The 16,978-nt window shown below is 62.2% G+C and carries 5 protein-coding genes; 4 read left to right on the top strand and 1 reads right to left on the bottom strand.

What is annotated here, in order from left to right; translation table 11 throughout:
• Positions 1–193: 193 nt before the first annotated feature.
• Positions 194–8,680: a GH36-type glycosyl hydrolase domain-containing protein gene (locus JNB71_RS19895; RefSeq protein WP_222857356.1), complete on the top strand. Its 8,487-nt coding sequence runs from the start codon at positions 194–196 to the stop codon at positions 8,678–8,680.
• 128 nt (positions 8,681–8,808) lie between these two features.
• A complete protein-coding gene (locus JNB71_RS19890) occupies positions 8,809–9,972 on the top strand; it encodes an OpgC family protein (protein WP_220373520.1) in 1,164 nt (387 codons plus the stop codon).
• A 219-nt stretch (positions 9,973–10,191) separates the two neighbouring features.
• Here JNB71_RS19890 and JNB71_RS19885 read toward each other — a convergent pair whose 3' ends face one another.
• Positions 10,192–11,949, bottom strand: coding sequence for a glucan ABC transporter ATP-binding protein/ permease (locus JNB71_RS19885; protein WP_220373519.1), 1,758 nt, complete (start codon positions 11,947–11,949; stop codon positions 10,192–10,194).
• Positions 11,950–12,411: 462 nt separating this feature from the next.
• Here JNB71_RS19885 and JNB71_RS19880 point away from each other — a divergent pair, with 462 nt between their 5' ends.
• Both JNB71_RS19880 and pyc read left to right on the top strand, forming a co-directional pair.
• Complete coding sequence (locus tag JNB71_RS19880; protein ID WP_220373518.1) at positions 12,412–13,152, top strand: autoinducer binding domain-containing protein; 741 nt, start codon at positions 12,412–12,414, stop codon at positions 13,150–13,152.
• Positions 13,153–13,262: 110 nt separating this feature from the next.
• A complete protein-coding gene (gene pyc, locus JNB71_RS19875) occupies positions 13,263–16,721 on the top strand; it encodes a pyruvate carboxylase (protein WP_220373517.1) in 3,459 nt (1,152 codons plus the stop codon).
• Positions 16,722–16,978 lie beyond the last annotated feature (257 nt).

The raw sequence follows: 16,978 nt of genomic DNA, 5'->3' as shown, positions 1-16,978 counted from the left end.
GACCCTCAAGGCCCTTCCGGGCTGTGCCAAAGCCCATGGTTTCCCGCGTGCGCGAGACCTTAACGCTGATGGCATAACTCAGACGAGTCTCTAGGCCGTGGCGGCGCAGAGCCAAACGACAGGGCAGCCGCCCATCCGGCATGACGACCACAGCCGGACCCTTCAACACCGCCTGGATCCAGAACCCGTACCGATGAACCTTCAAAATACGCATTCCACGCCTCCGCGCGAAGCTGAAATCAAGCCGATCGATTACAACGATTCGATCCGGTCGACCTATTTCACCATCGATGAGCTTCATGAATGCGGCGCCGCACTTGCCCGCAATGGCGTGGCAAGCCTTCCGGGTTTCTTCCCGTTCGAGTTTCGTCAGCGCCATCGCGAGAATGAACACGAGATTTTCCGCGTCTACAAGGTGACCGCCGCCGACGTCGAAGCCGGCGCCTCGATTACCCCCGCCGCGGAATGGCTGCTCGACAACCACTATCTCGTCGAAGAGTCGATTCAGGAAGTGCGGCGCGATTTTCCGCGCAGGTTCTACCGCCAGCTCCCGACCTTGGCCGTGGCCGGCACGACGATCCCGCGCACCATGGCGCTTGCCTGGCTCTATGTTGCCCACACCCACAGCACGGTGTCGCGCGAGAGCCTCACGGCGATGGTCGCCGGTTTCCAGAACCACGAGACCTTCAAGATCGGTGAACTCTGGGCGCTGCCGTCCATTCTCCGCTTCGTGCTGATCGAGAACCTGCGCCGCATCGCCATTCGCGTCGATCGTTCGCGGGGCATGCGCAAGAGGGCGAACGACGTCGCCGACCAGATCGTCCGGCTGGGCGATCCGGAGAAGTTCAACTCGGTGCTTTTGGAAGCCCAGCCGCTGACCGAAGACAATACCTTCGTGACGCAGCTTCTCTATCGCCTGCGTGACGGCTCGCAGACGTCCGGCTACGTGATCACCTGGCTCGAAGAACAGCTGGAAAAGCGCGGCAGCAACGTCGAGGAAGCGCTCGTCGCCGAGCAGAACCGCCTGTCGTCGGGCAATGTGACGATGAGCAACATCATCCGCAGCCTGCGCGAAATCGACGACAACGACTGGGCCGTCTGGTTCGAAAGCGTCAGCAAGCTCGACGATGCCCTGCGCGCCCGCTCGGATTACTCGTCGCTCGATTTCGGCTCGCGCAACAAGTATCGCAACACCATCGAAAAACTGGCTCGCCGCTCCGGCTACACCGAGCTGGAAGTCACCCAGATCGCGCTGGACATGGTCAAGGAACAGGCCGCGTCGGCGGAGGAAATCCCGCATGAGCCGAATGTCGGCGGGTTCCTGGTCGGCAAGCAGCGCCGGCTTCTGGAGCAGCGGATCGGCTACCGTCCGACTATCCTGCAAAGCATCATCCGCGTCAGCCGCAAGCTCGATTGGCTCGCGATTGCCGGCCCCAACATCATCCTGACGATCCTGGCGATGATTGCCGTCTATGCCTTCGTCAGCCCGATGGATATTCCGACGGGGGCAAAGCTGATCATGCTGCTCCTGTTCGCGCTTCCGGCTTCCGAAGGTGCTGCCGGCCTCTTCAATACGCTGGTCACGCTGTGCGTGACGCCCTCGCGTCTCGTCGGCTACGAGTTTCTCAACGGGATTCCGGAGGACGCGCGCACCCTCGTCGTCGTCCCCTGTCTGATCTCCAAGCGCGATCATGTCGACGAACTCGTGCGCAACATCGAGGTCCACTATCTCGCCAACCCGAAGGGCGAGATTTATTTCGCGCTGCTGAGCGACTGGACCGACAGCAAGGTCGAGGAAACGGCCACCGATCTGGACGTGCTCGACTATGCCAAGCGCGAGATCGACATCTTGAGCGCGCGTTATGCCCATGACGGCCGCACCCGCTTCTACCTCCTGCATCGCCGCCGCCTCTACAATGAGGCTGAGGGTGCCTGGATGGGCTGGGAGCGCAAGCGCGGCAAGCTGCACGAACTGAACCTGCTTCTGCGTGGCGACAGCGACACAAGCTTCCTGCCCGGCGCCAACACCGTGCCGGAAAACGTGCAGTACGTCATGACGCTTGATTCCGACACGCGCCTGATGCGCGATGCGGTGACCAAGCTCGTCGGCAAGCTCTATCATCCGATCAACCGTCCGGTCGTCGATCCGGTGACGCAGAAGGTAACCGCCGGTTACGGCATCCTGCAGCCGCGCGTCACGCCGTCGCTGACCACCGGCAACGAAGCCTCGGCCTTCCAACGCATCTTTTCGGTCAATCGCGGCATCGACCCTTATGTCTTCACCGTTTCCGACGTCTATCAGGACATCGCCGGCGAGGGCACGTTCACCGGCAAGGGTCTTTATCATGTCGACGCCTTCGAGGCGGCGCTGAAAGGCAAGATCGAGGAAAACGCCGTTCTCAGCCACGACCTCCTGGAGGGTTCGCTCGCCAAATGCGCGCTGGTGACCGACGTCGAACTGGTCGAGGATTTCCCGATCCGCTACGAAGTCGAGATGTCGCGCCAGCATCGCTGGGCGCGCGGCGACTGGCAGCTTCTGCCTTACATGTTCGATCTTTCCAACGGCGTCAGCATGCTTGGCCGGTGGAAGATGTACGACAACCTGCGCCGCTCGCTGATCCCCTGCGCATGGCTGGTCGCCTCTGTCATGGGCTGGTACTACATGCAGCCCACCCAGGCTCTGGTCTGGCAGTTCGTGCTGATCTTCAGCTTGTTCGTCGCGCCGACCCTTTCGCTCATCTCCGGCGTCATGCCGCGCCGCAACGATATCGTCGCGCGCGCTCATCTGCATGCGGTTCTGTCCGAAATCCAGGCAGCCAACGCACAGGTCGCGCTGCGCATCGTCTTCATTGCCCATGGCGCCGCAATGATGGCCGACGCCATCGTGCGCTCCCTCTATCGGACCTTCGTCAGCGGCAAGCTGATGCTCGAATGGCGCACGGCAGCGCAGGTGCAGGGCTCGGCCAGCGGTACGATCTGGGACTACTACCGCTCGATGTGGACCGCGCCGGGCCTCTCGGTGGTCTCGTTGCTGCTTGCGGCCATCTCCGATACCGGCCTCCCGTTCATTGGACTGCCGTTCGCCCTCCTCTGGGCGCTGTCTCCGGCCATTGCCTGGTTCGTCAGCCAGTCGGCCGAGACGGAGGACCAGCTGGTCGTGCCGGAAGACACCGTCGAGGAACTGCGCAAGATCGCGCGCCGCACCTGGCTCTATTTCGAGACGTTCGTCACGGCCGAGCAGAACTTCCTGCCGCCGGACAACTTCCAGGAAACCCCGCATCCGGTTCTGGCCGAGCGGACTTCGCCGACGAATATCGGCGTCTACCTTCTATCCGTCATGTCGGCCCGCGATTTTGGCTGGATCGGATTCGAGGAGACCGTCCGGCGCCTGGAAGAAACGGTCAGCACGATCGACCGGATGCCGAAATTTCGTGGCCATCTGTTCAACTGGTATACGACGAACCCGCTTGAAACGATGGAGCCGAAGTACATTTCGTCTGTCGACAGCGGCAACCTCGCCGGACATCTGATCGCCGTCTCCTCGATGTGCCGCGAATGGGCCGAAGCGCCCTCAGCGCACGTTCAGGGCAATCTCGACGGCATCGGCGATGTCGCATCGATCCTGTCGGAGGTGCTGGCCGAACTGCCGGATGACCGCAAGACCGTACGGCCGCTGCGACGGCTGTTGGACGAGCGGATCGCCGGGTTCCACAGTGCGTTGCAAGTGGTCAAGCGCGAGCAGGAATTCGCCTCCATCCGGGTGATCAACCTTGCGGTGCTCGCGCGTGACATTCAGAAGCTGACTGCCAACCTCGATCATGAAGTCCGCAGCGCGCAAAGTGGCGAAGTGAGGAAATGGGCCGGTATTCTCGTCAATACCTGCGAATCCCACATCGCCGACGGCGTCTTTGATCTCGATGCCATCGAGGTGCTGCGCCAGCGGCTGATCGTCGTGCGCGACAGGGCGCGGGATATTGCCTTCTCCATGGATTTCGGCTTCCTGTTCCGTCCGGAGCGGCGGTTGCTGTCGATCGGATATCGGGTAAACACGAACGAGCTGGACGAAGCCTGCTACGACCTGCTCGCCTCGGAAGCACGACTGACCAGCCTGTTTGCCATTGCCAAGGGCGATTTGCCCACCGAGCACTGGTACAAGCTCGGCCGTCCAATCGTGCCGATCGGCGCGCGCGGTGCGCTCGTTTCCTGGTCGGGCTCGATGTTCGAATATCTGATGCCGCCTCTGGTCATGCAGGAGCCGCAGGGCGGCATCCTCAACCAGACCAACAATCTGATCGTCAGGGAACAGATGAATCACGGCCGTCGTCTCGGCACGCCGTGGGGCATTTCGGAAGCGGCATTCAATGCCCGCGACCACGAACTGACTTATCAGTACACCAATTTCGGGGTGCCGACGCTCGGCCTCAAGCGCGGCCTCGGCCAGAACGCCGTCATCGCGCCCTATGCCTCGATCCTTGCCAGCATGTACGATCCGAAGGCGGCGCTCGCCAATCTGGAGCGGCTGCGAGCGGTCGGTGCGCTTGGCGCCTACGGTTTCCATGACGCCGTCGATTTCACCCCCACCCGCGTACCGGAAGGCAAGACCTGCGCCGTGGTGCGCAACTATTATGCCCACCACCATGGCATGTCGATCGCCGCCGTGGCCAACGTCGTCTTCAACGGCCGCCTGCGCGAGTGGTTCCACGCCGATCCGGTCATCGAAGCTGCCGAACTGCTGCTGCAGGAAAAGGCGCCGCGCGATATTCCGATCATCAACACCAAGAAGGAACCGGAATCGCTCGGCAAGGGCCAGGAAGATCTTCTTCGCCCCGAAATCCGCACCGTCAACAACCCGCTGATCAAGGATCGCGAAACCGTCTTCCTGTCGAATGGCCACTATTCGGTCATGCTGACGGCGACCGGCAGCGGCTATTCCCGCTGGAACGGCCAGACCGTCGCCCGCTGGAATGCCGATCCGAGCGAGGACCGCACGGGAACGTTCATCTTCCTGCGAGACACGGCGACCGGCAGCTGGTGGTCGGCGACGGCCGAGCCGCGCCGGGTGGAAGGCGAAAAGGCCATGATCCGCTTCGGCGACGACAAGGCCGAATTCATCAAGACCGTCGGTGACCTCACCAGCGAAGTCGAATGCATCGTCGCCACCGAGCACGATGCCGAAGGTCGCCGGGTGATCCTTCTCAACCGAGGCACGGAAGACCGCTTCATCGAGGTGACGTCCTATGCCGAGCCGGTGCTGACGACCGACGACACGGACAATGCCCATCCGCTGTTTGCCAAGATGTTCCTGCGCACCGAAATCGATCCGAAGGGCGACGTCATCCGCGTCACGCGCAACAAGCGCAGCCCCGGCGACCCGGATATGCAGGTCGCTCACCTGATAGTCGACAATGCCGGCAGCAGCCGCCATACGGAAGCCGAGACGGACAGGCGCCGGTTCATCGGGACGGGCCGGACACTCGCCGAGGCGCAGGCCTTCGACACCGACGCCAAGCTGTCCGGCACGGACGGCTATACGCTCGATCCGATCGTTTCGCTGCGCCGTATCGTGCGCGTTCCGGCCGGAAAAAAGGTCAGCGTGATCTTCTGGACCATCGCGGCGCCAGGGCGCGAGCAGATCGACAAGGCGGTCGATCGCTATCGCCATCCGGACAGCTTCAATCACGAGATGATCCACGCCTGGACCCGTTCCCAGGTGCAGATGCGCCATGTCGGCGTGACCTCGCAGGAGGCGGCAAGCTTCCAGACGCTTGGCCGCTACCTGACCTATCCCGACATGCAGTTGCGTGCCGACATCGCCACGGTTCAGGCCGGTCTTGCACCGCAATCGTCGCTGTGGCCGCTGTCGATTTCGGGCGACTTCCCGATCTTTTCCGTCCGCATCAACGATGACATCGACCTCGGTATTGCGCGTGAGGCCCTGAAGGCGCAGGAATATCTGCGCTCGCGCGGCGTCACGGCCGATCTCGTCATCATCAACGAGCGGGCCTCCTCCTACGCGCAGGACATGCAGCACACGCTCGATGCCATGTGCGAGAACCTGCGCCTGCGCCTGTCCGACAGCGCGCGCCAGCATATCTTCGCGGTCCGCCGCGATATCATGGAACCGCAGACGTGGTCGGCGCTTCTGGCCGCATCGCGTGCCGTCTTCCATGCCCGCAACGGCAAGATTTCCGATCAGATCTCCCGCGCGGAAAATCTGTTTGCCAAGCCGCTCAAGAAGAGCAAGATCGCCCTGCCGCTGCTTGCAGCTCCGGCCGCGGAAGGCGATGCGTTGCCTGCCAGAATTGACGGCGACGGGCTCGACTTCTGGAACGGCTATGGCGGCTTTTCCAGGGACGGCCGTGAATATGTGACGCGCCTGCGCGGCGGCGAAGCGACGCCGCAGCCGTGGATCAATGTCATTTCCAACGAAAGCTTCGGCTTCCACGTGGCGGCGGAAGGCGCTGCCTTCACCTGGGGCCGCAATTCCCGCGACTATCAGCTGACGCCTTGGACCAACGATCCGGTGATCAACCGGCCGGGTGAAGCGATCTTCGTGAGAGACATGGACAGCGGTGCTGTGCTCTCACCCTACGCCGCCCTGTCGCGGCGCAAGTCCGTGCTCTTCGAAACCCGGCATGGTCTGGGCTATTCGGTGTTCAACAGCATCCAGGACGGATTGGAGATCGAGGTCAGCCACGCCGTTCACCGCAAGGCGCCGGTGAAATACTGGCGGATGCGGTTGAAGAACCTCACGGGCGAAGCGCGCAGCCTGAAGATCTACGGCTATGCGGAATGGGTTCTCGGCAACAATCGCGGCAAGACGGCACCGTTCGTTCTGTCGCATCGCGACGAGGCAAGTGGGGCGCTGCTCGCGACCAACCCCTACAGCATCGACTATTCCGGCCGCACGGCTTTCCTGGCGTCTAGCGAAATGCCGGCGGGCTTCACGGCGAGCCGCCGCGACTTCATCGGCCTCGCCGGCAGCATCTACGCGCCAAAGGCGGTGCTTGACGGTACCTCGCTGTCGGGCGTGATCGACGCGGATGGCGATCCCTGCGCAGCGCTCGTTCTCGATCTTTCGCTGGAGCCGGGCGCAAGCCGCGAGCTGACCTTCTACGTGGGCGACGCCGACAATGCCGATCAGGCGCTCGAACATCTTGAAACGGCGCGCAGCACGCCATTCGAAACCGTCCTTGAGGCGTCCAACAGCTTCTGGCGGGATTTTACCGGCATCCTCCAGGTCGATACGCCCGACAAGGCGTTCAACAACATGGTCAATGCCTGGCTGCCCTATCAGAGCCTCGGCTGCCGTATCCTGGCTCGTTCGGCCTTCTACCAGGCCAGCGGTGCCTTCGGCTTCCGCGACCAGCTGCAGGACACGCTTGCCTTCATCGTTCACCGTCCGGAACTTGCGCGGGCCCAGATCCTCAACGCCGCGGCGCGGCAGTTTCCGGAGGGCGACGTCCTGCATTGGTGGCTGCCGGGCAACGGCTCGGGCGTCCGCACGATGATCTCCGACGACGTCGTCTGGCTCGGCCATGCCGTGCAGTATTACTGCAATGTAACGGGCACCCAGGACATTCTCGACGAGCAGGTCGCCTTCATCGAGGGGCCTCCGCTGGAAGCCGGCCAGCACGACAATTTCTTCCAGCCGCTGGTGTCCGGGCGGCGTGCAACGCTGTATGAGCACTGCGCGTTGGCACTCGACTTGGCGATTGCCCGCAAGGGAGAAAACGGATTGCCGTTGATCCTCGGCGGCGACTGGAATGACGGCATGAACCGTGTGGGTATCGAAGGGCGCGGCACCAGTGTGTGGCTTGGCTGGTTCCTTGCGGCCACCCTGCGCGCCTTCACCGAGATCGCGCGCCAGCGCTGCGATACCAGGCGGGTTGCCGCCTGGGAGACGCATCTCGCCAGTCTCAAGCAGGCACTGGAGACCGCCGGTTGGGACGGTGGGTACTATCGCCGGGGCTACTACGACGACGGGGCGCCGCTTGGCTCTGCCAACAGCAAGGAATGCCGCATCGATTCGATCGCGCAATCCTGGAGCGTCCTGTCCGGGGAAGGTGACCGCGCGCGTTCAGCGCAGGCGATGGACGCCGTGCTGGCCGAGCTTGCGGATGCCGACCACCAGATCATCCGCCTGTTCACGCCACCACTTTCCGAGACGGCGCAGGATCCGGGCTACATCAAGGGCTATCCGCCCGGCGTCCGCGAAAATGGTGGGCAATATACCCATGCTGCAACCTGGGTCGTGCTGGCGCTTGCAGCGCAAAACCGCACCGAAGACGCATGGCGCGCTTTCGAGATGCTCAATCCGGTCAACCATTCCAAGGATCGCCAAGGCGCTGATCACTATCGCGTCGAACCCTATGTGGTGGCTGCCGATATTTATGGCGACGGCGCTCTGACCGGCCGCGGCGGCTGGACCTGGTACACCGGTTCGGCGGCCTGGCTCTATCGGGCAGCAGTCGAAGGCATTCTCGGCATTCGCAGACAGGGCGGGACGCTGACGGTTCGCCCGGTCCTGCCGGACGCCTGGGATGGTTTCTCGGCGACGCTGACCATTGACGGAAAGGCGCAGGTAATTTCCGTGACGAAAGATGCGCAAAGCGGCGAGCCGATCGTCAGCATCAATAAAACTGTCACAAAAGAGGTGCATGAAAGCGTTTTGGTGTAGCTGCCGGCGCTACGTCGGACGTGCAGCCGGCTTTGCTTCGCAAGTTGCAAAGCCGGCTTCGTCTGATTGCCGGCAGTCGTATTGCGTCAAGGGGGCAGGGGCACTGAACTCGGACGAGAACATTCTGAATGCTTCAAAAACTGCAATTCGAACCGTCTGCCGATGACGGACATACCGGAACGAAGCGATCCATCCCTCCTAAGCGTGATACCCGCCTCGACGTGTTTCGCGCGCTTTGCCTCATCACCATCTTCGTCAATCATGTGCCGGGGCAATATCTCGAATATGTGACGACGAAGAACTTCGGCTTCTCCGATTCGGCGGAAGCCTTCGTGCTCATTTCGGGGCTTTCTGCGGGGCTCGCCTATGGGCAAAAATTCAATGTCGGCAGCCGCCTCGCGCTCAGCCTGAAGATCTGGCGCCGGGCGTTCACGCTCTACGTCGCGCATATCATGACCAGCATCATCACGCTGGCGATCTTCGCCGGCGGAGCGCTTTATTTCGGGCGGCAGGACCTGATCAGCGAGATCAATATTCGCCCGCTGGTCGACCACACGGAACAGGGCTTCGTTGCGATGGTCCTGCTGGGTCACCAGCTGGGCTACAACAACATCCTGTCGATGTATGCAGTCGTCTTCCTGCTTTTGCCGGGCATGCTCTGGCTCTACGGCCGCAGCCCCCTGCTGTTGTTCGTCGCGTCCGCCGCGCTCTGGCTTGCCGCCGGCATCTTCACGATCGTCCCGATCAATTTCCTCGATGAAGGCTATTGGTTTCTCAATCCATGGTCCTGGCAGTTCCTGTTCGTCATCGGCATGATCTGCATGATGCGCGCGCGTGCCGGCAAGCGCCTGCCGCGCCACCCGCTGCTCGTGGTGCTGTCCGCCAGCTATGTGACGCTGTCGTTCTTCTGGGTCGTGTTCTCCTGGTGGAACATCGATTTCTCCTATGGCCTGCCAGCCGTCCTGACGGGTTTCGACAAGACCTTCCTGTCTCTGACGCGCCTGCTGCATGTTCTGGCGCTAGGCTATCTGCTGGCAGTCTTTGCCGTTTTCGGCCGGATGGCGCGGCTGCGCCTCGATCATCCGCTGGTGATGATCGGCCGCCATTCGTTGCCGGTGTTCATCCTCGGCACGATCCTTGCCATGGCGGGGCAGGTGCTTCTGTTCGTCACGGGGCGTGACCCGCTCTGGGGCTCGCTGTTCGTCATCGTCGGCATAGGGCTCCATTTCGCCTATGCGCGTTATCTCGATTGGGTTGGCGGATTGTCGCAGCCCGAGGCGGTCAGGGCCTGAGGCAGGGTCTGCCGTCAAGGCGAACCTCTGGGGCGCCTGCTGGCTGCCGAGGCACCCCGCTTCGACAGCCTTGCGAAAGCCGCCTCGGCTTTCGTCGGCTGGCTGAGTGAAAGCCTGGCTTCATCCAACGGGCGACCTGTCGCGGGGCAACCCCGCATAAAAAATCCCCCCATGGCGGCGCCATGAGGGGAGATGTGGACGCGCATGCTGCGTGCAGGGTCAGGCCGCAGCGTGGCTCTTGCGGACGTCCTCGTCGGTAAGGATGCCGCTTGCGCGCAACAGCGATGCAAAGCGGCCGTTGCTGTGGCTGAGTTCGTTGAAGCCGCCCATCTCCACGATGCGGCCGTGATCCATGAAGATCACCAGGTCGGCCTCGCGCACCGTCGAAAGGCGGTGGGCGATGATGAAGGTCGTGCGGTCCTTGCGCAGGTTGTCGATCGCCGTCTTGACGCGGTTTTCCGTTTCGACGTCGAGCGCGCTGGTCGCCTCGTCGAGCACAAGGATCGGCGCATTCTTCAGGATTGCGCGGGCGATGGCGATGCGCTGGCGTTCGCCTCCGGAGAGCCGGTTGCCGCGTTCGCCCACCTTGGTGTCGTAGCCACCCTGACGACCTTCGATGAAGTCGGCCGCCGCTGCGGCCTGAGCTGCCTGCGCGACTTCGACCAGCGATGCGTCCTCGCGGCCAAGGCGGATGTTCTCGCAGATCGACCGGTTGAGCAGGCCTGCATCCTGGAAGACGGTGGCGATCGAGCGGCGCAGCGACTTGCGGGTCACCGTCGAGATGTCGACGCCGTCGATCAGGACCTTGCCGCTGGCCGGTTCGTGCACGCGCTGCAATAGGTTGACCAGCGTCGTCTTGCCGGCGCCGGTCGGGCCGACGATGGCGATCGTCTGGCCGGCCTTGGCTGTGAAGGAGACGTTGCGCAGGCCTTCGTTCGAGTTGGCGAAGTTGAACGACACGTCGCGGAATTCGACTTCGCCGCGGACATGGTTCAGCTCCCCGGCGTCGGCGGGCTCTTCCCGGTCGCGGACTGAATCCTCAAGGTTGAAGAAGTCCTCAAGCTTGGCGCGGGCTTCGAAAATCTGGGTCACGAAGGCCTTCATCTGGTCGAGACGCCCGATCAGAAGGCCGGCAAAACCGATGAAGGCAATGACGTCGCCAATACCCAGTTCGCCCTTCTGGACGAGGAAGGTACCGATGACGAGGATGGCCATCATGGAGATCGTCGAGGCCATGCGGTTCAGTGCGCTGGCCAGCGCCCACCAGTCGAGGACCGGCAGCTGGGCCGAGATCAGCTTCTGGGTAAAGTTCTTCAGTTCGCGGGTCTCTGCCTCGATGCGGTTGTAGCTGTGTACGACCGAGACGTTGCTGATCGAGTCGGAGACATGCGAAAAGACGGTATGATAGTGGTCCTCGACAGAGGCCTGGCCTTCCTTTGTGCGCGTCATCACGATCTTGCCGATCACCACGTAGAGAACGCCGAGCACGACGAGGACCAGCGACAGCCGGACGTCCATGGCAAAGGCTGTCGGGACGAGCAGCGTCAGCGCCACCGCGGTCGCCAGGTGCTGGCGCATGAATTCGAGCCAGAGGCCGAACAGCGTCTCGCAGGCGCGCAGCAGCGTGTGCAGGGCGTTGGAGGTGCCGCGCTGGCTATGCCACGAAAGCGGCATCGCGATGATGCGGCCGAAGGCTTCCGTGATCAGCGTCGAGCGGCGCGTATGCGCCAGCCGGTCGGCTTCGCGGGCGACCAGAACGAAAGCGATCGTGTTGAAGACGCCGAGACCGGCCCACATCAGGAGCATCGGTGTCACGGCCTGTTTGGATGAGATCGCGTCGATGATGCGGCCGAACAAAATGGGCTCTGCAATCGTAATCACCGCCAGCACGATGTTGGCGAGAACAATGGCGGAGACGCGAAGTTTGTGGACGGCAAGATACTGAAGCGCTCTTGCATAGACCTGGAACAATGACACTGTCTTATCCCTCTTGGGCAGTTGGTTGCGGTGCAATGAAAAGCAACAGGACATTCGCATCGCGGTATAAGTTACTGAGAACGAAGGATATCCTCCGGAAGTGAACATCGTGAACCATCATCCTTGATGACCCCGCTTAGTTCTTCACGGTAAATCTCCAGTTCTTCCTTTGTCTTCCATGGCAAAACAAAACATCGTCTTGATCAACTTTCAGGTCGAACGAACAAGCCCATCTGTGATAAATACCGGGAGAGACAAATTGCACGTGTCGTCCGGTAAAATTATTCATAGTTTGCTATTTTTCGCGCCTTGCGGGTGAACGGCGATGCGGTGTTAGGTGGCTCCATGGCTGACGGAGGGATTATTGCGATTGCAACATGAATGGGTGCTGAACAGGACATTCATGTTGCGCTGCGGTGGGCGCTGCCGAAAGACTGGAATGAATTTTTTCAAGGGGCATTTATGAATATTACGTTGCTGGTGCAGTTTCTGGCGCTGATCGACGAAATGACGAGCAGGGACGAAATCGTTCAGGAGTTCGAGCGGGTCCTGGACCGCTACGGCTTTGACTACTACGGAGTAGTCCGCCAGCCGAAGCCGAATGAAAATCCCATGAGCCTGCTGCTCGCCGGGCGCTGGCCGGACGGCTGGCCGCAGATCTACATCAAGAAAAAATACGTCATCATCGACCCTACGATACGCTTTCTCGGCCATGCGCAGCGCGGTTTCCGCTGGCGCGAAACGCTGGTTGCCTTCCGCTCTGATCCGCACCGCAAGCGCATGGAACGCATGATGGTCGAGGCGCGCGGCTATGGCCTTCACGACGGGTACATTTTTCCCGTCCACGGGCGTCGCGGACTGCTCGGCAATTTGTCGCTCGGCGGCCGCGTTGTCGATCTCAGCCCGGTGGAGATGAGCCTGTTCGACGGCATTGCCAAGAAGATCTTCTGGCGGCTTCTCGAACTGACCGATCCGGCGGTTCTCGCCGACATGGTCTCCACCGTCGATGTGCAGATGACCCGCCGCGAGATGGAAGCGTTGAACTATCTGGCCGACGGCATGACCTCGAACGAGATCAGCCGGATCCTCGACATCTCCAACCATACCGTCGACTGGTACATGAACGGCATCCAGGAGAAACTGCGCGCGAAAAACCGCCACCACGCGGTTGCCCTATCGTTCCGCCTGGGATTGATTTCCTGACGAAATTGAACGCCCTTGTGTCGACTCTGAAATTGAACTTCCTGTCATGAACCGCTAATAGTCCTTTTCGCGGTGCAGCATGACCGCGTTCAAGTCTTGAGGAGTCCGACTTGCCCATTTCAAAGATCCTTGTCGCCAATCGTTCCGAAATTGCCATCCGCGTGTTTCGCGCTGCAAACGAGCTGGGAATAAAAACGGTTGCGGTATGGGCGGAGGAGGACAAGCTCGCGCTGCACCGGTTCAAGGCGGACGAAAGCTACCAGATCGGCCGCGGCCCGCATCTCCCACGCGATCTCGGTCCGATCGAGAGCTATCTGTCGATCGATGAAATCATCCGCGTCGCCAAGCTGTCGGGCGCCGATGCCATCCATCCGGGCTACGGCCTTCTGTCGGAAAGCCCGGAATTCGTCGATGCCTGTAAGGCGGCCGGCATCATCTTCATCGGGCCGTCGGGTGACACGATGCGGCGCCTCGGCAACAAGGTCGCCGCCCGCAATCTGGCGATCGAGATCGGCGTGCCAGTCGTGCCGGCGACCGAACCATTGCCGGACGATCCTGCCGAGATCCAGCGGCTCGCCGGAGAAATCGGCTATCCGGTGATGCTGAAGGCTTCCTGGGGCGGCGGCGGGCGCGGCATGCGCGCGATCCGCGACCCCAAGGACCTGATCCGCGAGGTGACGGAAGCCAAGCGCGAGGCAATGGCCGCTTTCGGCAAGGACGAGGTCTATCTGGAGAAACTGGTCGAGCGTGCCCGCCATGTCGAAAGCCAAGTGCTCGGCGATACCCACGGCAACGTGGTGCACCTGTTTGAGCGGGATTGCTCCGTCCAGCGCCGTAACCAGAAAGTCGTCGAGCGCGCTCCGGCTCCCTATCTCACGGAAGCGCAGCGCCAGGAACTGGCCGGCTATTCGACCCGGATCGCCCAGGCGACGAACTACATCGGCGCCGGTACCGTCGAGTACCTGATGGACATGGATACCGGCAAATTCTACTTCATCGAGGTCAATCCGCGCATCCAGGTCGAGCATACCGTCACCGAAGTCGTGACCGGCATCGACATCGTCAAGGCGCAGATCCACATCCTCGACGGCTTTGCCATCGGGACGCCGGAATCGGGCGTGCCGAAACAGGAGGACATCCGTCTCAACGGCCATGCGCTGCAGTGCCGCATCACCACCGAAGATCCGGAACAGAACTTCATCCCGGACTATGGCCGCATCACCGGCTACCGCTCGGCGTCCGGCTTCGGTATTCGCCTCGACGGCGGCACGGCCTATCCGGGAGCTGTCATCACGCGCTTTTACGATCCGCTGCTGGTCAAGGTCACCGCGTGGGCGCCGAATCCCGCAGAGGCGATCGCCCGCATGGACCGCGCCCTGCGTGAATTCCGTATTCGCGGGGTGGCGACGAACCTCACCTTCCTGGAAGCGATCATCAGCCACCCTAAATTCAAGGACAATTCCTACACCACCCGCTTCATCGACACGACGCCCGAGCTGTTCCAGCAGGTCAAGCGCCAGGACCGCGCAACCAAGCTCTTGACTTACCTCGCCGACGTGACGGTCAACGGGCACCCGGAAGCCAAGGGCCGGCCGAAGCCGAGCGCGGATGCGGCAAAGCCGATCGTCCCCCACAGCAAGGCAGCGATTGTCGACGGCACCAAGCAGAAGCTCGATGCACTCGGTCCGAAGAAGTTCGCCGAGTGGGTGCGGGCGGAAAAGCGCGTGCTCTTGACCGACACGACCATGCGCGACGGCCATCAGTCGCTGCTCGCCACCCGCGTGCGCACCTATGACATCGCCCGGGTCGCCGGTACCTATGCCCGTGCCCTGCCCAACCTGTTCTCGCTCGAATGCTGGGGCGGCGCCACCTTCGACGTGTCAATGCGCTTCCTGACCGAAGATCCCTGGGAGCGTCTCGCCAGGGTGCGCGAGGATGCGCCGAACCTGCTCTTGCAGATGCTTTTGCGCGGCGCCAATGGCGTCGGCTACAAAAACTATCCCGACAATGTCGTCAAATACTTCGTCCGCCAAGCGGCAAAGGGCGGCATCGACGTGTTCCGGGTGTTCGACTGCCTCAACTGGGTCGACAACATGCGCGTCTCGATGGATGCGGTCGCCGAGGAGAACAAGATCTGCGAGGCGGCGATCTGCTATACCGGCGACATCCTCAATTCGGCCCGGCCGAAATACGACCTGAAATACTACACCGCGCTGGCAACCGAGCTGGAAAAGGCCGGCGCGCACATGATCGCGCTGAAGGACATGGCCGGCCTGCTGAAGCCGGCGGCGGCGATGGTGCTTTTCAAGGCTCTGCGCGAGGCGACCGACCTGCCGATCCATTTCCACACGCATGATACCTCGGGCATTTCCGCCGCGACCGTCCTTGCCGCTGTGGATGCCGGGGTCGACGTCGTCGATGCGGCGATGGACGCCTTCTCCGGCAACACCTCGCAGCCCTGTCTCGGCTCGATCGTCGAGGCGCTGCGCGGGTCCGAGCGCGATCCGGGCCTTGATCCCGAGTGGATCCGCCGCATCTCCTTCTACTGGGAAGCGGTGCGCAACCAGTATGCCGCCTTCGAAAGCGACCTCAAGGGGCCGGCTTCGGAAGTCTATCTGCATGAAATGCCGGGCGGCCAGTTCACCAACCTCAAGGAACAGGCCCGCTCGCTCGGGCTGGAGACCCGCTGGCACCAGGTGGCGCAGGCCTATGCCGATGCCAACCAGATGTTCGGCGACATCGTCAAGGTGACGCCGTCCTCCAAGGTTGTGGGCGATATGGCGCTGATGATGGTCTCTCAGGACCTGACGGTCGCCGATGTCGAGAACCCGGCCAAGGACGTCTCCTTCCCGGATTCGGTCGTGTCGATGCTGAAGGGCGATCTCGGCCAGCCGCCGGGCGGATGGCCGAAGGCGCTGCAGGCAAAGGCGCTGAAGGGCGAGAAGGCCTATACCGCGCGTCCCGGTTCGCTGCTTGCGGATGCCGATCTCGACAAGGAGCGCAAGGACATCGAGACCAAGCTGGAGCGCAAGGTCAGCGACTTCGAATTTGCCTCCTATCTGATGTATCCGAAGGTCTTCACCGACTATGCGCAGGCCGCCGAAACCTACGGTCCGGTCTCGGTGCTGCCCACGCCCGCCTATTTTTACGGGCTGTCGGCCGGCGAGGAGCTGCTGCCGGAACTTGAAAGAGGCGTGTCGCTGGTCATCCTGCACCAGGCCAAGAGCGAGCCGGACGAGCAGGCCATGGTCAAGGTGTTCTTCGAGCTCAACGGCCAGCCGCGCCTGATCAAGGTGCCGGACCGCAACCGCTCGGCCTCCAGCGCCGCGCGCCGCAAGGCGGAAGCCGGCAACGCCGCCCATCTGGGCGCGCCGATGCCGGGCGTCATCTCCACCGTCGCCGTTCATGCCGGCCAGGCGGTCAAGTCCGGCGACGTGCTGCTTTCGATCGAGGCGATGAAGATGGAGACGGCGCTGCACGCCGAGAAGGACGGCACGATCGCCGAAGTTCTTGTGCGCACCGGCGACCAGATCGACACGAAGGACCTCTTGATCGTCTACGGGGGGTGACCGACACCCGTTCTCCGTGAGACTGTCCCTGTTCTCACCGTCATCCCGGTATTGAGCCGGGATCCAGCCGCGGCATCAGCCGCGTTGGAGACCACCTCGGGAGAAAAACGGGGATGATTTAAGCGATGGAGCATCCTCGTTCGGCTTGCGGCCAGTCGCTAACCTCTTGCTCCGTCATCCTCGGGCTTGACCCGAGGATCCAGATGTAATGGCCACTGCGTATCTCCGATATCCGGAGCATGGATCCTCGGGTCAAG

This window comes from Rhizobium herbae, assembly GCF_019511375.1.
Classification (GTDB): Bacteria; Pseudomonadota; Alphaproteobacteria; order Rhizobiales; family Rhizobiaceae; genus Pararhizobium; species Pararhizobium herbae_A.
The sequence above is the reverse complement of the archived record's forward strand: the minus strand, read 5'-3'. Positions and strand labels throughout refer to the sequence as shown.

Excerpts from the sequence above, each read along its gene's own strand:
- JNB71_RS19895 (WP_222857356.1), top strand. The coding sequence starts at position 194 with ATGAACCTTCAAAATACGCATTCCACGCCTCCGCGCGAAGCTGAAATC.
- JNB71_RS19890 (WP_220373520.1), top strand. The coding sequence starts at position 8,809 with ATGCTTCAAAAACTGCAATTCGAACCGTCTGCCGATGACGGACATACC.
- JNB71_RS19880 (WP_220373518.1), top strand. The coding sequence starts at position 12,412 with ATGAATATTACGTTGCTGGTGCAGTTTCTGGCGCTGATCGACGAAATG.